Annotated in this window: 21 protein-coding genes; 2 read left to right on the top strand and 19 right to left on the bottom strand. The window is 61.0% G+C overall.

Going from position 1 to position 23,489, the window contains the following annotated elements; translation table 11 throughout:
• Positions 1-28: 28 nt before the first annotated feature.
• From ACZK0Z_RS01185 to ACZK0Z_RS01160, 6 genes are all read right to left on the bottom strand, one after another.
• A complete protein-coding gene (locus ACZK0Z_RS01185) occupies positions 29-445 on the bottom strand; it encodes a hypothetical protein (RefSeq protein WP_404830713.1) in 417 nt (138 codons plus the stop codon).
• 86 nt (positions 446-531) lie between these two features.
• On the bottom strand, positions 532-1,506 hold the full coding sequence (locus tag ACZK0Z_RS01180; protein ID WP_049429818.1) for a Dyp-type peroxidase: 975 nt from the start codon (positions 1,504-1,506) through the stop codon (positions 532-534).
• A 121-nt stretch (positions 1,507-1,627) separates the two neighbouring features.
• Positions 1,628-1,996 carry a VOC family protein gene (locus ACZK0Z_RS01175; protein WP_010487140.1) on the bottom strand — a complete coding sequence of 123 codons (369 nt, stop codon included), beginning with the start codon at positions 1,994-1,996 and terminating at the stop codon, positions 1,628-1,630.
• 68 nt (positions 1,997-2,064) lie between these two features.
• Positions 2,065-2,832, bottom strand: coding sequence for a helix-turn-helix transcriptional regulator (locus ACZK0Z_RS01170; protein ID WP_049429819.1), 768 nt, complete (start codon positions 2,830-2,832; stop codon positions 2,065-2,067).
• Positions 2,833-2,953: 121 nt separating this feature from the next.
• Complete coding sequence (locus ACZK0Z_RS01165) at positions 2,954-3,529, bottom strand: OmpO family porin (RefSeq protein ID WP_004153562.1); 576 nt, start codon at positions 3,527-3,529, stop codon at positions 2,954-2,956.
• A 456-nt stretch (positions 3,530-3,985) separates the two neighbouring features.
• On the bottom strand, positions 3,986-4,171 hold the full coding sequence (locus ACZK0Z_RS01160; RefSeq protein WP_130768359.1) for a hypothetical protein: 186 nt from the start codon (positions 4,169-4,171) through the stop codon (positions 3,986-3,988).
• Between the two features lie 274 nt (positions 4,172-4,445).
• Between ACZK0Z_RS01160 and ACZK0Z_RS01155 the strand changes: the two genes are divergently transcribed.
• On the top strand, positions 4,446-6,236 hold the full coding sequence (locus tag ACZK0Z_RS01155; RefSeq protein ID WP_014645525.1) for an ATP-dependent nuclease: 1,791 nt from the start codon (positions 4,446-4,448) through the stop codon (positions 6,234-6,236).
• Between the two features lie 88 nt (positions 6,237-6,324).
• On the opposite strand, the gene ACZK0Z_RS01150 is transcribed toward ACZK0Z_RS01155, so the two are convergent.
• The 9 genes from ACZK0Z_RS01150 to ACZK0Z_RS01110 form a co-directional block, all read right to left on the bottom strand.
• Complete coding sequence (locus ACZK0Z_RS01150) at positions 6,325-6,570, bottom strand: hypothetical protein (protein ID WP_008267212.1); 246 nt, start codon at positions 6,568-6,570, stop codon at positions 6,325-6,327.
• Between the two features lie 39 nt (positions 6,571-6,609).
• The gene (locus ACZK0Z_RS01145; protein ID WP_033835097.1) at positions 6,610-7,251 is read right to left on the bottom strand and encodes a hypothetical protein; all 642 of its coding nucleotides are present in this window, start codon (positions 7,249-7,251) and stop codon (positions 6,610-6,612) included.
• A gap of 16 nt (positions 7,252-7,267) precedes the next feature.
• Positions 7,268-7,966 carry a HupE/UreJ family protein gene (locus tag ACZK0Z_RS01140; RefSeq protein WP_008264906.1) on the bottom strand — a complete coding sequence of 233 codons (699 nt, stop codon included), beginning with the start codon at positions 7,964-7,966 and terminating at the stop codon, positions 7,268-7,270.
• 29 nt (positions 7,967-7,995) lie between these two features.
• Positions 7,996-11,133 (bottom strand): efflux RND transporter permease subunit, encoded by a 3,138-nt coding sequence (locus tag ACZK0Z_RS01135; RefSeq protein WP_014645523.1) that lies wholly within the window; start codon positions 11,131-11,133, stop codon positions 7,996-7,998.
• A gap of 9 nt (positions 11,134-11,142) precedes the next feature.
• Complete coding sequence (locus tag ACZK0Z_RS01130; protein WP_014645522.1) at positions 11,143-12,375, bottom strand: efflux RND transporter periplasmic adaptor subunit; 1,233 nt, start codon at positions 12,373-12,375, stop codon at positions 11,143-11,145.
• On the bottom strand, positions 12,372-13,622 hold the full coding sequence (locus ACZK0Z_RS01125) for a TolC family protein (RefSeq protein ID WP_014645521.1): 1,251 nt from the start codon (positions 13,620-13,622) through the stop codon (positions 12,372-12,374). Before ACZK0Z_RS01125 ends, ACZK0Z_RS01130 begins: the two co-directional genes overlap by 4 nt.
• Before the next feature lie 88 nt (positions 13,623-13,710).
• Positions 13,711-14,076, bottom strand: coding sequence for a hypothetical protein (locus ACZK0Z_RS01120; RefSeq protein WP_075075811.1), 366 nt, complete (start codon positions 14,074-14,076; stop codon positions 13,711-13,713).
• A gap of 130 nt (positions 14,077-14,206) precedes the next feature.
• A complete protein-coding gene (locus ACZK0Z_RS01115) occupies positions 14,207-14,857 on the bottom strand; it encodes a hypothetical protein (protein WP_033835782.1) in 651 nt (216 codons plus the stop codon).
• A gap of 19 nt (positions 14,858-14,876) precedes the next feature.
• The gene (locus ACZK0Z_RS01110; RefSeq protein WP_223224807.1) at positions 14,877-15,527 is read right to left on the bottom strand and encodes a HupE/UreJ family protein; all 651 of its coding nucleotides are present in this window, start codon (positions 15,525-15,527) and stop codon (positions 14,877-14,879) included.
• 379 nt (positions 15,528-15,906) lie between these two features.
• Here ACZK0Z_RS01110 and ACZK0Z_RS01105 point away from each other — a divergent pair, with 379 nt between their 5' ends.
• Positions 15,907-16,230 (top strand): hypothetical protein, encoded by a 324-nt coding sequence (locus ACZK0Z_RS01105; RefSeq protein WP_008264507.1) that lies wholly within the window; start codon positions 15,907-15,909, stop codon positions 16,228-16,230.
• 111 nt (positions 16,231-16,341) lie between these two features.
• Here the strand turns inward: ACZK0Z_RS01105 and ACZK0Z_RS01100 are convergent, their stop codons facing one another.
• The 4 genes from ACZK0Z_RS01100 to ACZK0Z_RS01085 all read right to left on the bottom strand — a co-directional run bounded on the left by ACZK0Z_RS01100 (position 16,342) and on the right by ACZK0Z_RS01085 (position 23,418).
• Positions 16,342-17,676 carry an MFS transporter gene (locus tag ACZK0Z_RS01100; protein ID WP_033836038.1) on the bottom strand — a complete coding sequence of 445 codons (1,335 nt, stop codon included), beginning with the start codon at positions 17,674-17,676 and terminating at the stop codon, positions 16,342-16,344.
• A gap of 97 nt (positions 17,677-17,773) precedes the next feature.
• Positions 17,774-21,019, bottom strand: a complete 3,246-nt coding sequence (locus ACZK0Z_RS01095) for a CusA/CzcA family heavy metal efflux RND transporter (RefSeq protein WP_014645518.1) — start codon at positions 21,017-21,019, stop codon at positions 17,774-17,776.
• Positions 21,019-22,194 carry an efflux RND transporter periplasmic adaptor subunit gene (locus tag ACZK0Z_RS01090; RefSeq protein WP_014645517.1) on the bottom strand — a complete coding sequence of 392 codons (1,176 nt, stop codon included), beginning with the start codon at positions 22,192-22,194 and terminating at the stop codon, positions 21,019-21,021. The genes ACZK0Z_RS01095 and ACZK0Z_RS01090 overlap by 1 nt, the downstream gene beginning before the upstream one ends.
• Positions 22,195-23,418 (bottom strand): TolC family protein, encoded by a 1,224-nt coding sequence (locus tag ACZK0Z_RS01085; RefSeq protein ID WP_033836037.1) that lies wholly within the window; start codon positions 23,416-23,418, stop codon positions 22,195-22,197.
• Positions 23,419-23,489 lie beyond the last annotated feature (71 nt).

The following is a 23,489-nucleotide window of genomic DNA, read 5'->3' as shown; positions in this document are numbered from 1 at the left end:
ACCCAGCACATTCACGCATGGCGTGGATCTACTGGGTAAGCAGCAGGCCCAGCCGCAGCGGCTGGCGCATGTCCGCCGGCGGGGCTGCCTGCAACGGCGCGGCCTGCAGCGTCGCGCGCAGGTCTGCGTCGACCTGGGCATCACCCAGGCTGTCGAACTCCAGCTTCGAGATGTGGCCGTCCGCCGCAATCCACAGGCTCACCGGCAGCGGCGTGGGTGTATCCGGGTGTGCACGCAACCACTCCACCACGCGCTGCGCCTGCGGGTCCTGCTCCTGCTGCAGGCGCTGCTGCAGCTGGCCCCCCACGGCGGCGGCATAGGCCATCCAGTGCGCAGGGGCCTCCTGCGCGGAAACGCTGGCACTCCCCAGTGCCAACGCGCCGAACAACGCGGCCAGCGGCCGCCACCAGCGCCGCGCGCCGGTCCCGTTCCCAGTCCTGACCATCGCCAGCCTCCTGCACTCCCATCCAGCGCGCCATGGTCGGCGCCATAGATGACAGGCAGATGGCGGGCCGTGATGGCCCGGCGCGATCAGTCGCCAAGGTCGGCCAGCACCTTGCGAGAAGGCGCAAAGAAGGTCACGCCGGTAGTGGCGGTGGAGAAGTCGAGGATGCGGTCGTGCAGCGGCGCGGGATTGCCGATGAACATGCGCTCGAGCATCTTCTCGATCACCCACAGGCGGCGCGTGTAACCGATGAAGTAGGTGCCGTACTCGCCACGGCCCGGGTTGGCGAACGGCATGTTGTCGCGCAGGATCTCGTGCTCGCCGTCGGCGTCTTCAATGGTGCACAAGGTCTTGTGCGACTTCTGCGCATCCGCCGGTGCGTCATCCAACTCGATGTTGTCGTGCTTGGTGCGGCCGATGATCGCTTCCTGCGCCTCGGTCTTCTGAGCGCGCCACGCATCGAGGTTGTGCAGGTACTTCTGCACCACCACGTAACTGCCGCCGGCATGCTCCGGGTCTTCGTCACCCACGATCGTGGCTTCCGGCAACGACAGCCCTTCCGGATTGGCGGTGCCGTCGACGAAATCGAGCAGGTCGCGGCCATCGAAATAGCGGAAACCGGCTACGTCATCGACCGCTTCCACCGCATCGCCGAAGGCCATCAGCAGGTTGCGCTCGAACGCCACGATCAGGTCCATGGTGCGTGCGCGGATGTGATACAGCAGGTCACCCGGCGTGGAAACAGCGGTATGGGTCGCGCCCTTGATCTCGCGGAAGGGCTTGAGCTCGCGCGGTGGCGTGGTGCCGACCAGCGATTGCCATACGCGGTGGCCGATGGCCACGTTGCAGGTGAAGGTGCGCTCGATCTCGCGGATGGCGGTGTTCTTGATCAGGTCGTCGGTGCTGGCCAGCACCTCGCGTGCCTTGGCGATCGACGCTTCGTCGTCCTTCACCTTCAGCACCAGGAACGCCGCGGAATGGGTCAGTGGCGCAGTGATCTGCTGCGGCTCGTTGTCGAGCGTGTGGTTGAGGGCGGTGATCGGTGCGGGCTGGGAGTTCACGGCGGTTCCTGCTGGCTTGAGGCGGGCGCATCGCGTGGCGATGTGCGGGCGATCATAGCGGAACCACCTGACCGGGGACGGAGCGGTTCTCGTTCCGTCCACCAGCGAAGGTACGAAGACCTCAATCCACATCACTCCAGACCGCCAACTCGTAGCCATCCAGATCGCGGAACTGGAAGCGGCGGCCACCAGGAAACGCGAACACCGCCTGCACCACCTCGCCCCCAGCGGCAGTCACACGCTGCTGTGCATCGGCCAGGTCCGCGCAGTAGAGGATCACCAGCGGCCCGCCGTGGGCACGCACCGGCGCGTCGGCCACGAAGCCGCCTTTCAGGCGGCCATCGTCGAACTCGGTGTAGGCCGGCCCGTAGTCGGTGAAGTGCCAACCGAACACCTCGCCGTAGAAGCGTTTGCTGCGGGCGATGTCGGCGACGTTGAATTCGATGTTGTCGATGCGGCGTTCGGCATCGTGAGGTGCGACGTGGCTCATGGCGTGGCTCCGTGGTGGGAGCCCCAGCTTCAATCAACGTGGCATCGCGGTCTTGAACGAAACGGCCATCATTGGCCCCATTCCAGGCGCAGCTCGCGTGCTGTCATGCTGGCAAGCTCACGTGCCTCGCGGCTGAGATGGGCCTGGTCGGCATAGCCGGCCTCGGCGGCCAGCATCGCCAGCGAGTGCTGCGGCAGCGCACGGCTGTGGCGAAGAAAACGTTGCAGGCGCAGGATCCGCTCCAGCGTCTTGGCGCCGTAGCCGAACTGCGACTGGCTGAAGCGCCGCAGGCTGCGCGGACTCAGGCTCAGGCGTGCCGCCAGCGCATCCAGCGTGGCGTCACCAATGGCGAGCGCCTGGAACAGGACATGTGCCCGCTGCGCCGGGGTATCGAGCGCGGACGCACCCATATGCTGTTGCAGGCAGTGCGCCATCCGCTGCAGGCGCTGTGCAGGCGCGGTGTCACCAATGGAGGCCGCCGCCTTGCTCGCCCACGCGCCCTTCAGATCGGCCAGTGGCACGGCCTGGCCGATGATCTCGGCCAAGGGCAGGCCCAGCGCGGCCAATGCCTGGCCGGGACGGAAGCGTGCCCCCAGCACCTGCGCACCGGGTGCCAGCGCCGGGTGCGCGGCCACGCGATCCGGGCCGACCACGAACAACGCACCGTCGCGCCAGAGGATATCCACGCAACCATCGGGCAGTACGGTGATGTGCCCATCGGCATCGGCAGGAAGCTGGCTCTGCCACAGCTGACCAAAGTGGCCGCGCAGCGGCGCAGGCGCCGGATGCTCCTGGTAGGCCGTGCCAGTACCTGCGAGGGGGGAAGGGTCGCCCATGCCGCATTGTGGCGCCACAGGGCCCATAAAAGTGAAGCCCGGCGCGAGGCCGGGCTTCGGTTGGCGTGTGGGAGAGAGAGAGTCACACGCCAGAACAACACGCACTAACGACAGGCGTTTGTTACCAGGTGAAGCGCGGGCCCACGAACCACTCGCGGTCGCCGGCCTTGGCCAGCTTCACTTCGCCACTCAAGCCCCAGTTCTGGTTGAACTTGGCGGTGGCGCCCACGCGGCCGTAGAACTCGCCGTCCGGGTTGTAGCCGTGCTTCTTGCTGAAATCTTCGTAGCCGGCCATCACGTAGCCTTCCACGTACGGGTTGAACGCGGTGCGCACGCCCACTTCGGTGGAGTAGCCGTTGAAGTCCAGGCCACGCTTTTCGTCGTACTTCTGGTACGCAACACGGGCCACCAGGTCGGTGTTCGGTGCGATGCCGTAGTTGTAGCCGACACCCAGGCGCCACTGGTCGACGTCATTCTTGAACTTGTCGGTCTCCTGCGCGCTGTAGTCGCCGAAGATGTGGAAGTTCGGGTGCACCGCCACGGAACCCTTCACCTTCCAGCCATCGGCGTCGCCGCCCTTGGCATCGGTGTTCACGTAGCCGCCTTCAACGTAGTTGTACGACAGGCCATCGGTCGCCGATGCAGCGAACGGCAGAGCAGCCAGAAGACCCAGGGCGAGCAGCGAATTCTTGTTCATCGGGACACACCTTTAATTATTTTGGTTTCGTCGACCGCCTCCCGGGAGGGGGAGAGAGAGGAGGCGGTCGACAGGTGTGAATTATCCGTTAGGGGGTCTAATCGACCCTGAATATTGAACTGACTGGTGTATAAATAAGGCTGGCGTTCAGGGAACTCCAACTGCGGTGCGGGTAGCCACGTGCCCATAGTTGGGCACTTGAACGCCAACTATGGGAACACATCGGCGTCCCAACTATGGGAACACTCTCGGGCACCGACTAGGGGTACGCCCCGAGTAGCCTGGGCGAGCGGCACTGAGACCAAGAAGATCTAGGCGTGAATAGCCCTGAGGCTCACTCAGACCTTCCGCTCAGATCGCCGGCAAGGCCGCCGACGCGCAGCGAGCCAGCAGGCCCACCCGACAAAGAAGACGGCAAAAGAAGCGATAAACAAGCCGACGATCAGGATATCTCGATCAATTGCGTTCATGTCCTCGCCACCGTTTGAGGTGATTTTCTTGACTATCTGATGATATCGAAATTGGTTTGGCTCTGCGAACGACCTCAAGCACATCGGCCCATTGCTTTTGAGAGATGGCGGCGATGCAGACGAATCCGTCAACCAAATCAATCAATGTGCTGCCCTCAACACTGCGCAGCATGCAAGGATCTCTCTTCGTCTGCCCGATAGAGCGCCGCCAACTAGAATCTGGCAATCGTGGTGGAACATTGGACACAATTCTAGCCAGCTACCCCTGCTGCGCAGTTGTCCTACTCCGTCAGACTGAAGGGAGCGCATCTTCTCTCCAGCTCCTAGGTCACTCCAATTCCATTCCGCCTCCTGCTACGGTAGCGGGTACGGAGAATTCGCCGAACGAAATCGGCTGAGCATTGACTTCGTCGCAAATGGAAATGAAAAATTTCTAGGGGGGATACATGCATATAAAGAAGATCACGCTACATCGCTTTAAGCAGTTTCGGGACACAGAGATAGAGATTGATCAAGGCCTTTCGCTTGTTGTTGGAGGAAACAACTCCGGCAAGTCCTCGATTCTGCAAGCTCTCGCTATCTGGCAGTTCTGCAAGACTATGCTAGAGATCGAGAAAGGGCGATCCAGCTGGCTGCAAACCAAGAACAAAACTGGCCTGGGCATGGGTATTGCGGATTTCACGCCGATGCAAATTCCATCGCTCAGCCATCTCTGGACCAATCTGAAGACTAGCAAGGACGACGAGCCCGACGGCTATACACTGAAGATTGGCGTCTATTGGGACCTGCCCGACAAACAGGAGCGGCACTTGGAGATAGGTCTGTCACAGGCCAATGATCGTCTCTTTGTGCGAACCACTTCAACGAATCTGGTAGCTGCTGAGATCGTCAACGCAAAGGGCGAGCCGATCGATGGCAACGTCCCGCGAGTGGGATATCTACCGCCATTCGCTGGCATCACTGATCGTGAAGGCAGACTGACTCCTGCCATGAGAGAACGTCTGATAGGCCAAGGCCTATCGGGTGGAGTCATTCGCAACGTCCTATTCGATCTGCACGAACACAACAGGAGGGAACGTGAACGCCTGCGTGGAAACAGCAGAAAGTTGAAGGATTCCTCGCTGAAATGGCTGCGCTCGAACGACCCTTGGGAGATCCTGCTACGCACGATGCAGTCCATCTTTGCCACTGATTTGAGGGTCGTTCCTTTCAACGAGAGATTTCACAGCTACCTTCGTGTAGAGAGCGCCAAGGGTGAACTGAAGGGTGACACATTCAAGCGACACCCCAAATACACTCCAAGAGACCTTATGGTGGAGGGAAGTGGCTTCCTCCAATGGCTGAGCGTGTACGCCCTCGCACTCTCACCCGATGTCGACGTCGTTCTTCTCGATGAGCCGGATGCACATCTGAACGCGACCCTGCAGAGGGAGCTGCTTATGTCCCTCGGGCACGTTGCAAGCCTCCGCAACAAGCAAGTACTGATGGCCACACACTCTCCTGAACTGATTCGCTTTTACGATCATGGGAAAATTCTGGCTGTCGCAGAAAGAAAGGCAAAGTACCTCCAAGAGGAAGTGGGCAAAGTCAAGGTTCTTGGCGGGATTGGGACGATCCAGACCCCTACCCTGCACTCCTTGATGGAGCACAGACGTATGCTGATCTTGGAAGCCGAGAGCGATTGGCGCTTCCTCCAGCTAATCGCTAAACAAGCAAACTTTGCGTGGCCCAAGAACGTTGTCCCTTGGTACTGGACGGGATCTGCCGGCGAGAGGCAGCAACTCTACCTCCAGCTGTTGGCGGAGATTCCTGGTCTTCGGGCAATCAGCATTCGGGATCGCGACGATGAGCCACATGCGACGGTCGGTAATGATCTTATCGACAAGTCTTTCACTTCCAAACAACCCCATTTCAAAGCCATGAAATGGCGGCGTAGGCACATTGAGAACCATCTCCTCTGCACGAGCGCCATAGCTCGCGCAGCTGGATCACCTCAAGGCGATGTCACCGCCTTCTTCGCCGAGCACGCTCTTGTTATCCCTGCTGATCCAACAGCTAGCGATATCGCACTACCAATCCGTGATGCGCATGGGAAAGAAATATTCATAAGCGGAAACTCCGTTCTTAAAAAATTCCGCGTAAGCAGAGAAGACGTCGCCAGGAATCTAACCTATGGAGAGGTACCCCAAGATATGCATACCTTCTTTGCCGAATTGAGTCAGCTTGCACAGCCCTGAATCCACGCGTCAGCTCAACGTATGCATATAGGTTAGAAGGGGAAGGATGGTCCGGCCCCTCACAATCCGGACCATCCTTTGCAGCCTACTACTTCTTCTTGGCTGCAGACTGCGCCTGAGCGTCGCACCTGTCCTTCAGCGCCTTGGTCTGAGGATCGGCAAGATCCACCTTGAACTTCGTCCGGTCAGCCAGCTGTTCACACGTAGCAGGCTTTGCCTTAGGCGCCTCCTTCACTTCCGACTCGGCATGAAGCGCCGGATCATGTGCGAAGGCCGATGCGGACGCTGCAATGGAAGCGAAAAGGACGCTGATGAGGGCAAAACGATTCTTCATGTTGCTTCTCCTAGGTTGATTTCGGCGTTATGCCGGGTGTCACGGCTGGTAGAGGTCGGCTTGGTAGCCGGTAATTTGCACCTCGATGATCACGGGGGTGCTGCCGCGGTTCTGCCAGTACCACCCATGGGTACCTTCAAAGGGAGCAATGAACGTTCCCTCAGCCTGACGCTGGGCGCCTTCAACGGCGTAGCTGGTCCAGGGGCCCTTCACGTCGGGACGCTCGCCGTGCATGTCCACGGCAACATCAGACGTGGCCTTCCAGCTGAAAACCATCCCAGCGCCCTGAGCCATATGGGCCTTCACCTCCTGGCCCTTACCAGGGGCAAGCTCGATCGTCAGTGAGTCCTGCCGTAAAGGAGTGCTGGCGAGAGAGACAGCGGCGGGTTCGAAGGTCTGCTTGCCATTGCTCCCGAAGGCAACCTTGGCCTTCTCGAACAGCGCCGAGACGGCTTCGGCGCTGCCAGCAGATGCCGGAACTGGGGGAGCTACGGCCTCTACCTGGTCAGTGGAGGCTAGGGCGTCCAGACCCAGAACCTTGCCTACGCCCGTAGGGTCGATTCCGTACTCCGCGGGAAGCACGGTGGTGAGCAGAATCACCCCTGCAACGGCAGCGGCCAGGGCGGTGGATTTCAGCAGCTTGCGAGTGCTGGGCAGCTGATTGGAAAGCGTGATGGACATGAGTACCTCTGTAGATTCAGGAAACGAAGTAGCCGGTGAGCTGCATGCCAACAAGCACGAAGCCGGCGCACATAAGGGCGGTGTTGATGCTGTACGCCTGTCGATGGAATGACGGCAAGCGGCGCCAGAAGCCCATCACGATCAAGATGCCTGCGAGCGCGAGCAGCTGTCCGATCTCGACCCCCACGTTGAAGGCGAGCATGTTTGGGACAAGCCCGTCAGGTGAGAGCGAGAAATCCTGCAGCTTTGTCGCTAGACCAAAGCCATGGAAGAAGCCAAAGATCAGCACGGCGGCTTTGGTGTTGGGCTGTACCCCAAACCAGCGCTTGAACGCGCCCATGTTGTCCAGCGCCTTGTAGACAACCGACAGGCCAATGATTGCGTCGACCAGGTACGCATTCACATGCAATCCGCCCAGGACACCTAGCAACAAGGTGGTGCTGTGGCCGATCGCGAACAACGTCACGTAGATGCTGACATCACGCATCCGGTACAAGAAGAAGATCACCCCGAACAGAAACAGGAGGTGGTCGTATCCAGTCACCATGTGCTTGGCGCCGAGGTACGTGAACGCGATGAGCTGCAGGCCGGTACTGTCTTCCAGGAAGGCCTGGTCGCCTTCACTGACGCCATGCGCCCAAGCAACGCAAGGCAGAAGGATGGCTGCAAGCAGGTAGAGCCACGCTTGGGTTCGTTTGGAAATGGTCAACTGCATGTTCCTGGGAGGGGTTGAGATGGACGGGTTCACGCTGCGTCCTCCTTCCGCTCATCCCCTTCGCGGTGGATGAGGCGATAGAGCGCCGGCAACACCAGCAAGGTCAGCAGCGTGGAGGAGATGATTCCGCCGATAACGACCGTCGCCAGCGGGCGCTGAACTTCCGCGCCAGCCCCAACGTTTAGGGCCATTGGCAGGAAGCCCAGGCTGGCAACCAGGGCCGTCATCAGCACGGGGCGCAGCCGGGTCAGTGCACCTTCGGTTACCGCTTGGTGCAGGGGAGTGCCCTGTTCCCTAAGGCTCTTGATGAAGCTGATCATGACCAGGCCGTTGAGCACGGCGACGCCCGACAGCGCGATGAACCCCACGCCTGCAGAAATGGACAGGGGTATGTCACGCATCCACAGAGCCACCACGCCACCGGTCAACGCAAGTGGAACGCCGCTGAACACGATGGCAGCATCCTTGCCCGAGCCGAACGCCATGAAGAGCAAGCCGAAGATCATCACCAGGACGACCGGCACGACCACGGACAGCCGCTTGCTGGCAGAGATGAGCTGCTCGAAGGTACCGCCATACTCAATCCAGTAGCCTTCCGGCAACTGCACCTCCTGACCAACCTTCTCTCGCAGCTCCTCTACGAACGAACCAAGGTCGCGACCACGTACATTGCTGGTGATGACGACGCGACGCTTGCCGTTCTCGCGACTGACCTGGTTTGGGCCTGGCGCAACTTCAACTTTAGCCAGCTGCCCCAGCGGAACGAACGCTCTCTGTTCGCCGGAACTGGCCCCGAGGGCGACGGCTACCGGTAGCGATGCGAGCGTCCGGGTGTCCTGACGCAGGTTCTCGGGCAGACGAACGACGATGTCGAAGCGACGATCACCCTCAAAGACCTGACCGACCGCCTCACCGCCCAGCGCAACAGAGATGGTCTTCTGGACCTCGTCGATCGAAACGCCATAGCGGGCCAAAGCATCCAGGTCAGGCGTGATGGTCATAAGAGGCAGACCACTGATCTGCTCTAACTTCACGTCTGCGGCGCCTGGGATGGAACCTGCGGCGTCCTCGATCTGGCTGCCGATCTGCGCCAGCTGATCCAGGTCGTCACCGTACAACTTCACCGCCACCTCGGCGCGTACACCGGCAATCAGCTCGTTCATGCGCATCTGCACGGGCTGGGTGAACTCGTAGTTGTTGCCGGGAATTGCTCGGACAGCCTTCTCCAGCTCAGCAATGAGCTGCGCCTTTGGCTTGCGGGGATCAGGCCATTGGTCGCGATCCTTGAGCATGATGAAGGTGTCTGCGACCGACGGTGGCATGGGGTCGGTCGCTACCTCTGCTGTGCCGATCTTTGCGACAACCTCATCGACCTCGGGGAACTTCTTGATGGTCGCTTCAAGCTGGCGCTGCATGCCGATGGCTTGCGTCAGACTAGTGCCGGGAATGCGCAGCGCGTGAAGCGCAATATCACCTTCGTCCAGATTCGGAATGAACTCAGTGCCCATGCGACTGGCCAGAAGACCCGCCAGTACGGTGAGAACGGCTGCACCACCCACAACCAGTTTGCGAGCACTGACTGCCCGTTCCAGCATCGGGCCATACAGCTTGGTCACGCCCCGCATAGCCTTGGTTTCCTTCTCCGAGACCTTGCCCGTGACAAACTGAGCAACCGCAGCGGGAACGAACGTGAGGGACAATGCCATCGCACCAGTCAGCGCGATAACGACGGTCAGGGCCATCGGGTGGAACATCTTTCCTTCCACGCCGGAGAGCGCAAAGATCGGGATGTAGACGGCGGCAATGATGAACAAGCCGAACAAGCTGGGCTTGATCACCTCGGCACTGGCGCTGGCGGCCAAAGCAAAGCGCTCATCCCGGGTCAACAGACGCCCCAGGGCGTGCTGACGCTCGCCGAAGCGGCGCAGACAGTTCTCAACAATGATGACCGCGCCGTCGACGATCAGACCGAAGTCCAGCGCACCCAAGCTCATCAGATTTGCTGAGACACGGTTCTGGACCATGCCGGAGATGGTCAGCAGCATGGTCAAAGGAATGACCGCGGCCGTGATCAGTGCGGCGCGAAGATTTCCGAGCAGAAGGAACAGCACCGCAATGACCAGCAGGGCACCTTCCAGCAGGTTCTTCTTGACGGTTTCAATGGTGCGGTCGACCAGCTCCGTACGGTCATAGACCGCATGCGCGCGGACACCTTCTGGAAGCGTCTCGTCGATCTCCTTCAGCTTGGCAGCGGTTCGCTGAGCGACTTCGCGGCTGTTCTCACCAATGAGCATGAATGCAGTACCAAGTACCACTTCCTTGCCATCTTTGGTCGCTGCCCCCGTTCGAAGTTCGGTGCCCTCGTGAACGTCTGCGAGGTCACCGACGCGAAGCGGCAGCCCCTCGCGATTGGCGACCACGATCTTGCGCAGGCCGTCCATGTCCGCCACTTGGCCAGGAACGCGTACAAGGTACTGTTCACCACTCTTTTCAATGTAGCCGGCACCCACGTTCGCATTGCTGCGCGCCACGGCCTCCATCACATCCTGCATGGTCAGCTCGTACGCCTGAAGCTTGCGCGGGTCAGGCGTGATGTGGAACTGCCGCACATAGCCACCGACGGTGTTGACCTCTGTCACACCTTTCAGATGTCGCATCTGGGGGCGTACCACCCAATCCTGGAGGGTACGAAGCGCCATCGGCGTCCAGGTCTCTTCAGCACCCTTCTCGGCTTCCACGGTGTACATGAAGATCTCACCGAGACCGGTGGCGACCGGGCCCAGCGTTGGCTTCAGCCCAGTTGGGAGCTGGGATGCGGCTTGCTGCAAGCGCTCGGCCACCTGCTGCCGCGCGAAGTAGATGTCGGTACCGTCTTCGAATACAACGGTGACCTGGGAGAGACCATAACGCGAGATGGACCGCGTGTACTCCAGCTTGGCCAAGCCGGCCAAGGCTGTCTCGACGGGGAACGTTACCCGCTGCTCTGCCTCCAGTGGAGAGTAGCCTGGTGCTTCGGTGTTGATCTGGACCTGGACATTGGTGATGTCAGGGACGGCGTCGATTGGCAGCTTGCTGTAGTTCCAGATGCCCAAGCCTGACAGCGCCAGGACCAGAAGCAGCACAAGCCATCTATGCGCGATGGACGCGCGAATGATTCGCTCTAGCATGATGGATCCTTAGTGGTCGTGGCTGGCGCCAGACTTCTCGATGTCTGCACGGATCAGATAGCTCTGCTCGGCGACGTACCGCGTTCCGGGCTTCAGTCCGCCAAGAACCTCTGCCCACTCGCCATCACGCTTTCCAAGCTCAAGCATGCGCACCTCATAGGTATCGCCCACCTGCGCAAATACGACGGTAAAGTCGCGAAATCGCTGGAGCCCTGACTCTTTGACGGCCAGTGGAACAGGTGTCTCGGCAATGATGACCTCGGCCGAGACAGCCATTCCTGGACGCCACTTGCCGTCACCATTGGGGATACTCACGCGCGCAACCACGCTTTGGCCGCTGCTTGCCAGCGGAAGCAGGCTTTGGAGCCTACCTTCAGTCTCCAAGGCACCCGTGGCGGAACGGATCCGCACTGCTTGACCTGGAGCGAGACGCTCGGCGTCAGTGCCCAGAGCTCGTAGATCGACCCAGACCTCTGACAGATCGGCAACGTCGAACAGTGTGTTGTCGCCGGCCACATCACCAACACTGGTGTTGCGCGCAAGAACGATGCCGCTGAAGGGAGCAATCACCGCGTAGGTGCGCATGCTGTCATTGCCTTCAACCGTCGCCAGCGTCTGCCCTGCCGAAACGCGTTGGCCCATCTCGACCGACACGCTGCGGACAATACCTGGGAATCGTGCTTTGACGGCGGCCTGGCGGCCAGTGTTGACCGCGATGTTTCCCATCAGCGTGACCGTATCGCGGATAGTGCCAGCGGTAGCCTCTTCCACCACCACACCCGCATCCTTGGCAGCGCTTGGCTCGATGGTGGTACGGCCTTCATAGGACTGATAGGACCAGGTGTGTGTCTTTCCTCCTACCACTGCGTCTGCCTTCACGTCGAAAGAATGAGGTTCCACGACCTCGCCGTTCCCTACGAGATAGTCGTTTTCGGCGGTGAAAGTGAAATCATTGACCTCACCGTCGAGGCGCTTCAACTGCATTGTTGCCTTCACCTCATTCGGTGAGATCGGCTTGTCATTTCGATAGGCGTAGAGGCGGAACTGAGGAGGCGTGTTGGTTTCATAGACGGTGACTTCAAGTGCGAAATCACCATCGCGGAGCATGCGACCGCGGTTGGGGCCGCGCTCGTAGTCGCCGGCCGCGGCGGCGGATTCTGCGGCTTCTTTCTCAACCGGCTTTTCACCGCCACAGGCGGCCAGTGCCAGCGGAAGCAACATAAGAAGGGCGTAACGATTCATGGGCGGATATCCTGGGCGGAGGCGGTGAGGCGATCTGCCTCGACCAGCAATCGGAGATAGAGTGCGGCGGACTCGACTTCGCGCTCACGAAGGTCGAACAGCGTCTTCTGCGCCTGGCTCAATGCGAGATAGGAGAATCGACCCTCCTCGAAGCCACGACGGCTCTGATTCATCGCCTGCTCCGCCTTGGGGAGCTGCCGCTCACGAACGGAGGTGACCTCCAACTGCGCTTGGCGCAGCTGTTGATAGACTCCGAACAGCTCCTGGTTGAGCTCCAACATTTGTGCTTCACGGCGTGACTTGAGCGCACTCAGTTCGTAGTCGACTTCGGATACCAAGTAGGCTGATCGACGCCGGGTTCCCAAGGGAACCGAGATCGACATGACCAAGCCACTGTCCTTCGTTGCTTCAAGACGGCGAAGTCCAAATCCAACACTCACGTCAGGCTTCGCGCTGGAAACGGCGACATCGCGGCGCGCGGCAAGAACTCTGGACTGGGCATCGAAGGCACGTTGCTGTGGCGCGTTCTGAAGGCGTTCGGACAGCGTCTGGTAGTCATCCAGCGGAGGGAGGATGTTTGTATCGCCGGCGACGGTGTCGAAGTCAGCGGTGAAAGAGCCCCAGGAAGACGCAAGCGCCATGCGCGAGGCCTCCAACCGCTGGACTGCTTGATCACGCTTGAGCTCTGCATCGGCCAGGGCAATTTCAGCGGCCCTCAGGTCTGAATCCGGGTTCCGTGCCGCAGAGACCCAGCGGGCCACCTCTCGCTGAAGCGCGCGGGCCATACGAATCCGCTCTTCCGCATGCTCGACATGCTCCTGCGCCGCAAGCACGTCGATGAATCGACCAGCGGTGCGTGTGGCGATGGCCACCCGGGTCACATCAGCCTCTCGCAGGGCTGCATCCACCTCGGCGCCGCCAAGCGCTTGGCGGGCCGCCCGCTTGCCACCCAGTTCCAGAATCTTGGATACCCGGAACGTTGCCTCGGCAGCGTCCATACCTCGCACGCTGCCACTACCGGCCACGTTCTCCAGTTCTCCGCCGAGCACCAACGGGGCTGCTAAGCCCTCTCGCGCCGCACGGTTCTTTGTCGCCTCTATTTGTGCGGCATCTGCCTGCACGCTTGGGTGAGTGCCCAGAGCGCGGGCGACCGCATCCTCCAGGCGCAGCACTTCGGCGGCGTAGCCAGGAACGGCCACACCGCAGGCGCCGGCAACAGCCAGCGCCCACACACTACGGAATTTCACGGAAGCCTCCGGAAAGAAAGTCAGAACGACGCGCCGCCTTCCGCTACACGGGAGGCGCGCTCAGGCTGCTAGAGCGCAGCTAGGGTCGTCAGACGATCGGAGGTCGGAAGGGTGACGCCGGGTGCCCTGCAGGCACCCTCAGAAGTCGCAGAGCATGGACTTCACCGGCCAGCGGTAGTGAAGCCAGGTAGACGTGGGGCGTGAACAGGCTTCCAGCGAAACTCGCATCTGCCTGATGCAGTACCGCATGAGCGCCAGTGGCGTGATCCGGGTCCAGATTGTCGCCCGCACCGCCGGCATGTGAATGGCCATGATCCACCGCTGCTGCGATGTCATGTTCCAATCCGTGCAGTTCGCTGAGCTGGATCACCATCGGCCGCGCAACGACACTCAACAGCATCAGCGCAAAGAAGCTGATCCTGAGGGCAAGGCCGTGGCGGGCGGAAAGACGCATATAGGTTAGCTTAAGCGGGGCTGGCTGGGGTTGTCGAGGGGGCCGAAACTGGGCGCAGCCCATCGGAAATACCGCACATAGGGCGGTGGCCGGGCCTTAAGCGCACCCGGCCACCGCTAACCGCTGCGGTTTACATCTTCTTGATCAACTCGTACTCCCCTCCGGTGCGGAGCAGAAGCGTTACGGGCTCCTCGCCCCTGTTGCGCCAGAACCATCCGTGGTTGCCGTCGAAGGCAGCCAGGAGCACCCCCTGCTTGGTGGCTTCCCCTCGACCCTTCTCATAGCTGATCGCTCGACCGCCGCCGTCTCCGTGGGCGTCGAAGTTCACGACGCCGCCTTCAACAGACCACTGGTAGCTGGCGCGCTCGCCCGCCTTCATGACGAGCTTGATCTCGGTGCCTTGGCCCGGCGCCAGGACAACCTGTTCTTCGTCCCGCCATTCAGCAGCGGTGGCCGCATTGCTCGCGGCAGGCTTCTGAGCAACTTCAACGGTCTTACGGTTCTGCGTGGACACCTGCGTCAGCAGGGCGGCTGCCTCGTCTTCGGCGGCCTTTGCGTCCATCGCAGCGTCAGCTGCCGCTTCCTCGGCAAGCTGTTCCTTGATCTCCCCCATTTCCTTCAAGCCCAGTACCCGACCAACACCAGTGGGATCGATTCCGTACTCAGATGGCATCACCACTCCAACCAGGAGGACAATGGCGATGCCGGCGGCAATTGCGGTGGTGCGTCCCAACTGGCGGCTGGTGGGGAGGTCGCCTTCGGCGGGCTTACTGTTGTACATGATGTAGTTCTCTTGAAAGTCAGGAAACGAAGTAGCCAGTGAGCTGCATGCCGATCAGAATGAATCCGGCGCAGAGCATGGCGGCATTGGCGGTGTAGGCGTGCTTGAAGAAGCTGGGCGTGCGGCGCCAGTAGCCCATTGCGATCAGAATCGCGCCAAGCGAGAGGATCTGGCCGATCTCCACGCCGACGTTGAACGCGAGCAGGTTGGGCAACAGACCATCGGGTGAGATGTCGTACTCGATGATCTTGGTTGACAGACCAAAGCCGTGGAACAGGCCGAAGATCAACGTCGCAACCTTTGTGTTTGGCTGGAAGCCGAACCAACGCTGGTAGGCGCCCAGATTGTCCAGGGCCTTGTAGACCACAGACAGACCAATGATCGCGTCGATCAGGTAGCTGTTGATGCCCACGTTGAACAGCACACCCAGCAGCATCGTTGTGGAGTGCCCGATCGCGAACAGCGTCACATACAGCGCGACATGCTTCATCCGGTACAGGAAGAACACCACGCCCAGGAGGAACAGGATGTGGTCATAGCCGGTGGCCATGTGTTTTGCGCCCAGATAGGCGAATGCGATCAGATTTACTCCAGATATTTCCTGGATGTAGCCCTTGTCGCCTTCGGCGATCGCGTGAGCCAACGCCCCGTCAGCTGTGAGTAGCAGCATGAACAGGGAAAGCAGTGCGAGTAGAGTTCGCGGCCAGTGCGACCGTAGTGGGGGTTGGAGAAGGACGCGCGAGAGCGCCCCGGATTCAGAACTGGGGATCATGATGAGGATCTACGAATGCGGTCAGCGGACCTCCGCCAAAGCTATCCGCTACGACACTGGGAACCGGCGCAACGTGCTACGAGTGCGCAGAGGGCGCGCACGGCACGTCACACGGATCACTGCGTGTAAGCGGGGTCCGGGCGGGGAACGAATGAATAATTTCTTGCAGCGACGAACGTCCAGTAAGGATTGACTGGACGGGCGCTGCCAAGCCTCTGCTCAGTGCGAGCACGAGGCCTGGGTCTCAGGCGATAGGAGGCCTGAACAGGGATGAGCGATGATGCTGAAGCTCTGCCGCTGGCTGGTGCCAGGGATGGATATCGCTCAGATCAACTCGAGCGGGTCCAGCAAGGCTGGCCAAGATGCCTACAGAAGCCGTCAGATCGGCCTGGTGCAACAGGCTGTGCAATCCAACCGCGTGTTCAAGATCACGGTCTGCGGCATCACTCACCCCAACATGGGGGTGACCATGTTCCACCGCAGCCTGCACGATGTGCTGCAAGCCGTGCAGCTCACCCAGATGATTCAGGACGGGTCGCACGAACAGACTCGCCACCAGCATCATGAAGATGCAGCTGCGCAACAGCACGCTGGTTGGTAGACGAAGGGATCGCACGGGCAAAGACTAGAGGCTTGTTCTGGCAAAGTCGATATGACAACGTCGGGCGCGAGCGGTGAAAGTGCCCTCTCGCGCCCCTTGTTCAAGTTTCCGTCATCCAGGCCAACGAGGGTGCACGTCGTCGATGACATACCGATGTGAGTGCTTGCCGTTGGAAGAAGCGTGTTCCGCCCAGTGGGGATGGTCCGCAGCCAGATCGTCGTGACCGTGGGAGATCTCGTCCGGGTCATGGGCGGGCCAGATTCTCCAGGCGAACACGAATCCGGCGATGCCGACTACTGCCAGTGCCATGATCGCCACTGGCATTCCAAACTTCGCACCCACGGCTCCCGCCAGAGGGTAGGCAATCAGCCAACACACGTGGGAGAGAGAGAACTGCGCTGCGAACAGGAATGGCAGATCGGTGGATTCCGCTGATCGCCGCAGCAGTCTGCCGCCAGGAGTCACCAGCCCCGCATAGCTCATCCCCAACAATGCCCAGCCGGCGAGCACGATGGGCCAACCTATGGAGGAGGGCGAGAGCAGCCAGGTAAGCCCGAGGGTCACAAGTACGATGCACATTGCAAGGGCTGAGGAGAGCATCACGCGCCTGTCAGCCACCCGATCGAGAACCTTGGGGAGGACAAGCGCCGTCAGCATCGAGCCGCCACCGAAAGCTGCCAGCGCCCATGCCACCTGTGACTCTGCTCCGCCGAGAACGTTGCGCACCACAACGACGGTGTTCACGAACACCATGGCGCCGCCGGCGGCCGCACACAGATTAAGGGCAAGCAACCCTTTCAGCCTGGGCGTCTTCAGGTAGATCCGCATTCCTCGAATCGCGCGGGCGTAGGGACCGTCCTTTCTTAGGGACGGAGCAACGAAGGGGAATGCAGTTGAGAACACCAAGATGGCGGATATCACGAAGCCTACGGACGTACCAGCGAACAGGCCGTGGAAGCTGATCAGCGTCAGCAGAGCAGCGGCCAACGCGGGACTCAGCAGGCTCTCCAGGTCATAGGCCAGGCGCGACAGGGACAGTGCTCGGGTGTAGTCGCGTTCCTCCTTCAGGATTTCCGGGATCGTCGACTGGAACAGAGGGGTGAAGCACGCCGAGGCCGACTGCAGCAAGGCAATGAGCAGGTACACCTGCCAGATCTGGTTGACGAACGGCAGACAAAGCGCCGCGCCCGCCCGCACCAGGTCGAGGGCAATAAGCACCGGTTTGCGTAGATTTGCCGGGACGATCGCTCCGGACAGAGGGGCCAACAGCACGTAGACAATCATCTTGATTGCCAGAGCCGTACCTAGCACAGCGCCCGCCTCAGCCCCCGCCAAGTCATAGGCCAAAAGAGAGAGCGCCACGGTAGCCAAGCCCGTGCCGATCAGCGCGATAACCTGCGCAGCGAACAGGTTCCTGAATGTTGGAAAGCGTAGGACCTCGATCATGGCTCACCTCTAGATGGAACAGTGGAAAGCGCCGCTGCCCTGCGGATCGTAATCCGATCCGCAGGGCAGGACGTGAAGCCGTGGAAGGGGCTTGCGCTCAATCGACTTCGGGTACCGGCAAGGGGTCTTCAATGCCCGCGGCCTTCCTGCGCGCAGTTCTTCGGAGTACCAGCCCGCACAGCGCAGGCAGCACGAACAGCGTCAGTACGGTTGCCGTGGCAAGACCCCCGATAACCACTGTAGCCAGTGGCTTCTGCACTTCGGCGCCCGTACCTGTTGCAATCGCCATCGGGACGAAGCCCAGGGAGGCAACCAGCGCGGTCATAAGAACCGGTCTAACGCGCTCCATTGCACCCAGTTCGACCGCCTCATCTGGCGGAAGCCCCTCGTGCAGGCGTTTCTTGATCGCGGAGATCAGAACCAGGCCGTTGAGCACCGCGACACCAGATACCGCGATGAAGCCCACAGCAGCTGAGATCGAGAAGGGGATTCCTCTCAACGCCAATGCGAAGAATCCACCGGCCAGAGCAAGTGGCACCGCAGTCAGTACCGTACCTGTCAGCAAACCGTTGCCAATCGCCATGTAGAGGACGGCTGCAATGAGAATGAAGCAGAGAGGCACAATAATCGCCAGTCGCTTCGTTGCTGCCTGCAGATTCTGGAACTGCCCGCCCCATTCGATCCAGGAACCCGTGGGCAACTGCACCTGCTGGGCAATAGCCGCCTTGGCGTCGTCAACGAAGCTACCCAGGTCACGCCCGACCACATTCGCTTCCACATAGATTCGACGTTTGCCATTGTCGCGGCTCACTTCGTTCAGACCCTGTGTGAAGCGGAAACTGACCAATTCACGAAGCGGAACAGACTGACGGCCTTCCTGACTGCCTGGCGGCAGCATAACCGGAACGGCTCCTAGTACATCGAGATCGCTGCGGTCCACACGGGGCAGACGAACCACCACGTCGAAGCGCCGATCACCTTCGAAGATCTGGCCCGCCATGCGACCTGCCAGAGCAGCAGACACTGTGTCGGCCACTTCCTTGACGGTGAGTCCGTAACGGGCGATCGCGGCCCGGTCGAACGCCATGTCAAAGGTCGGGAAGCCTCCCGTCTGCGCCACACGGACATCCGATGCGCCCGGAATCTTCTTGAGGACGGCCGCAATCTTGTCAGCGCTGCCGGCAAGCGCCGTCAGGTCTTCGCCATAGATCTTGACTGCAACGTCGCTACGAACGCCGCCGATCAGCTCATTGAAGCGCATCTCGATGGGCTGGGTGGCGTCATAGTTGTTACCAACAAGAAAGGCTGTCTTTTCTCGAATCCTCTCGATCACCTGCTCTTTGGTCTTCACTCCATCCGGCCATTGGTCCTTGGGCTTGAGGATCACGTAGTTGTCGGACGCATTGGGCGGCATGGGATCTGCGGCCAGGCTTGCGGTACCGGCCTTGGAGTACACCGTCTGTACCTCCGGCAACGTCATCAGTGCCTTCTCAAGAGGAAGGTCGATGGCGACGGACTGCTCGATCGATGTGGACGGGATGCGAACGGAGGACAGGTTGAGATTCTGCTCATCCAATGTGGGCATGAACTCCCGACCCACAAAGCCAAAGGCCACAACGCCGGCCACCAGGACGCCAAGACCACCGGCCAGGTAGGGCATGGGTTGGCGGATTGCGCTGCGAAGCATCGGCTGATAGCGGCTCTTGGTAGCAGCTACTACCCGTACTTCCTTCTCGGAAATGTGGCCCTTGAGCATGACCGCCACCATCGCCGGAACGAAAGTGAGGGAGAGCACGAATGCAGAGGCCAGCGCCAGCATCAGGGTAATGACCATCGGAGAGAACATCTTCCCCTCGACGCCCTGGAAGGTCAGGCAGGGCACGAAGACCAGGAAGATGACCGCCTGCCCATATACGGTCGGGCGGACCATCTCCTTGGACGAGGCGATCGTTTCATGCAGGCGCTCCGATAGATTGAGCGGGCGCCCAAGTGCATGCTGTCGCTCTGCCAGGCGGCGCAGTGCGTTCTCGACGATGATGACCGCGCCGTCGATGATCAGGCCAAAGTCGAGCGCACCCAGGCTCATCAGGTTGCCAGAGATCCCGAGCTTGTTCATGCCGATCGCGGTGATCAGCAGGGACAACGGAATCACCAATGCAGCAATGACAGCAGCTCGCCAGTTTCCGAGCAATGCACACAGGATGACCACGACTAGAAGAGCGCCTTCGGCCAGGTTCTTGGCGACGGTCTTGATCGTTGCGACAACCAGCTGGGATCGGTCCAAGGTGGGAACAATCGTCACGCCCGGCGGCATGGTCTTGCCGATCTCCTGCAGCTTGTCACCCACCGCCGCCGCCACAGTTCGGCTGTTGGCGCCAACCAGCATGAGTGCACTGCCGACGACAGTCTCGTATCCATTGCGGCTGGCAGCACCGCGGCGGAGCTCACCGTCAACGACCACACGTGCGACGTCACCCACCGTTACGGGAACTCCGTTGCGATTGCCCACAACGGCACGGGCAATCTCGTCCACGGAGCGGATGCGGGCGTCTGCGCGCACCAGATAGGACTCGCCCGACCTCTGGATGTAGTCTGCTCCGACCGACAGATTGGCATCCTGCAACGCGTCGGCCAGGTCGGTATAGGAGAACCCGTACTCCGCGAGCTTGCTCGCATTGGGCTCAACGACATACTCCTTGACGTAGCCGCCGAGGCTGTCGACGTCTGCTACGCCTGGCGTCGTGCGCAGCTGAGGCCGCACAATCCAGTCCTGGACTGTGCGCAAGTAGGCCAGACGTGCCATGTTGTCCGTCAGCCGTTCCCCTTGATCAGTCAGGAACGAACCGTCGCTTTGCCAGCCAGGCTTACCATCATTTCGCGGGGCATCTTTGCCATCTGGGTGGGTGAATTCAACGCTGTAGTGGAATACTTCGCCCAACCCGGTCGAAACCGGGCCCATCAGTGGTTCGGCACCCTCCGGCAACTGGGGCCGAGCCTGAGTCAGACGCTCGGTGACCTGTTGGCGCATGAAGTAGAGGTCTGCGCTCTCATCGAAGATCACCGTGACCTGGCTGAAGCCGTTGCGCGAGAACGACCGGGTGTTCGCGACGCCCCGAAGTCCTGCCATCGCGGTCTCGATCGGGTAGGTAACGCGCTTCTCGACCTCCACTGGACTCAGCGTCGGGATGACGGTGTTGATCTGGACCTGCTTGTTCGTGATATCCGGAGTCACGTCGATCGGTAGCAGGTTCAGTTGCCACCCGCCGATCACCGCAATCACCAGTGTGATCAACAGAACCAGCCAGCGGTGCCGTACGGCACCCGTGAGTACTTGCTCGATCATTACTCGTCTCCGCCCGACTTTTTCATCTCGGCTTTCACCAGAAACGCATTACGGGTAGCAACCGGGGTTCCCGCAGTGACGCCAGAAAGGATCTGCGCCATACCACCGCTACGGAGGCCAATGAAGACCGGCTGTGCAGTGAACCCCTTACTGGTTCTGACGAAGAGGACGTCTTTTCCGTCGATGTTCTGGACCGCCTCTTCCGAGACAGACAGCCCCTCACCCGATCCGGAAGCGGTGACCAGCCGGACCTGCACACCGTCACCCACAACCAATCCGTTCGCCTCTGCGCTCGGGGTGATTACGACTGTGGCAGCCCTTGTCAGCCCACCTACGGCGGCAGCAACTGAACGGACCTTTCCTGAGGTGACGCTTCCGTCGGAGCGGGTAATGGACACGCTGTCGCCGGCCTTGATCCGACCGGTGTCACCCGCACGAACGGAGGCCTGAATCTCCACGCCATTGGAACCTGTGACCCTATAAAGGGAGGCCTGCGGCTCGACGAAAGCGCCCAGAGTCACTTGCGAGCTGCTGATGGTTCCATCGATAGGGCTGATGACGTTGACGCTACCTCCTCCATCCACATTGGCGGTGCGTGCCACCAGGGCAGCGCGTTGTGCTTCTGCTTGCGCTGTGAGATAGGCGGCGCGACTCGCCTCAGCCTCTTGTCGTGCCAGCACGCCCTGTGCGAGCAACGACTCATCGCGCTTGACGTTCTTTTCGGCGAGGGAGAGGCTGGCGCTGGCCACACGAAGGTCAGCCGCAATACGGGCCCCATCAGGGCTGGCTACGCGTGCCAGCACTTCGCCCTTCTTCACCTTGTCGCCCACCTGCCGGATGACATCGGTGACGTTACCGGCCGCACGTGCCACCACGACGGCCTCACCACCGGGGATTGCCACGACCGAACCCGATGCGGTGATATTCGCCGCTACCTGAGCGGAAGTGACGGGCTCCACCGAGATCCCGGCAGCGGCAAGATACTCCTTGGGAATCGCGACTTCCTGAGCTGCCTCCGCCTCCGCCGGCGCACTGGCGCTGGCTTCGTCTTTCGCGGGGTCGACCACCGTCTCTGAAGGGGCGGATAAGCGTGCAATGCCAAATCCCGCGCCAAGCGCCAAGGTAGCCACGCCGATCATCGTCAGGGTGTTAACAGCCGGAATACTTCTCTTCATCTACATGTCTCCAAAGGCAATCTGACCGCTGGCCACGGCGAGCGATGCGTAGGCGGCAACGCGTGCGAGTCGTGCATCCACCACGCTCAGCCTCGCGTCCGTCAGCGTGCGACGGCTAAGCAGCAGCTCAACCAGTGGGGTTCTACCGGCCTCGTATCCCAAGCGCGCCATTCGGTAGGCTTCCGTGGCTGCTTCCTCTCCCTTGGAGGCAGCGATCAGTCCTCGCTTGGCGGCGTCAACACGCGCAAGCGCAGTCGCACGGTCCGCCTGGCTCTGGAGGCGTGCTGCATCCAATCGAGCACGGGCGGCGTCGCTCCGTGCTCGAGCCGCGCTGATCCCGCCGCTGTTCCGGTCAAACAATGGGATGCTCAGAGACACGCCGACGACCAATGCGTCCCCACCGGCGGCGAAGTTGCGACGGCCTGCGGTGAGGTTAAGGTCCGGTGCCCGCTTGAAGCGTTCAGTGCGCAGAACCGCATCGCTCGCATCGACGTCTGCCTTCGCAGACAGGACAGATGCCGAATCGACGTTCGCAATTGCGGGCGCAACCCACTCGCGCACCAGGAGTGACTCGGACGTGCCTGAGTAGGGTTCAGCTCTTCCCGCCAGTACTGACAGTTGCTCGAGAGCTGCAGCCGCCTCTGCCTCTCTTGAGGCGGCAATCGCTTCTGCTGAGCTCAAGCCGGCCTGGGCTTGTGCTACGCGCAGGCTGGCCTCCTTTCCTGCGTCAACCAGCGCCTGAGCTGCCTTCAGGTCGCCTCTGGCGCGATCAACATCTTCGGCAGCAATGTTTCGCCGTATCAGCCCAGCCTCGGAAGACGCGTAGGCAACAGCCAAGGCTGCGGCGAATTCGACTTGTGCCTGGTGCTGGCGAGCTTCGGCCGCCTGCAGCCCTTTCTCTCCCGCCTGGATTCGAGCCCCACGTTGGCCAAAGATCTCGAGTGGCTGGCTGATGGTGTAGGTCGTCTGCCGCTGGCTCGCGCCATTGCTGGGGGGAGCGTTGAGATTCTCTGCGAGGGCATCAATGGTGGGGTTACGTAGCGCTCGCGCTTGGCGGGCTTCGCCCGCAGCGGCAGCTGTGTCGAACCCCTTTTCCTGAAGGAAGGGGGATTGGGCCCTGCTCTGCTCGAGCAACGCGCTGAAGTTCGGGGCGTCCGAGGCATAGGCCGCAGAGATACTGGTCAGGGCCAGCATCACCGTCAGGGCAAGCAATGATGGTTTCATGAGGATCCGGTGCAGTGGGGCCGCAATCTCGGCCGTCTTTCTGCACTACGCGGCCTGCGCGGCCTTCCCCT

This window comes from Stenotrophomonas sp. 116085_Sma, assembly GCF_056479585.1.
Note: the sequence above shows the minus strand (reverse complement) of the source record. Positions and strands in the feature narration are given on the sequence as shown.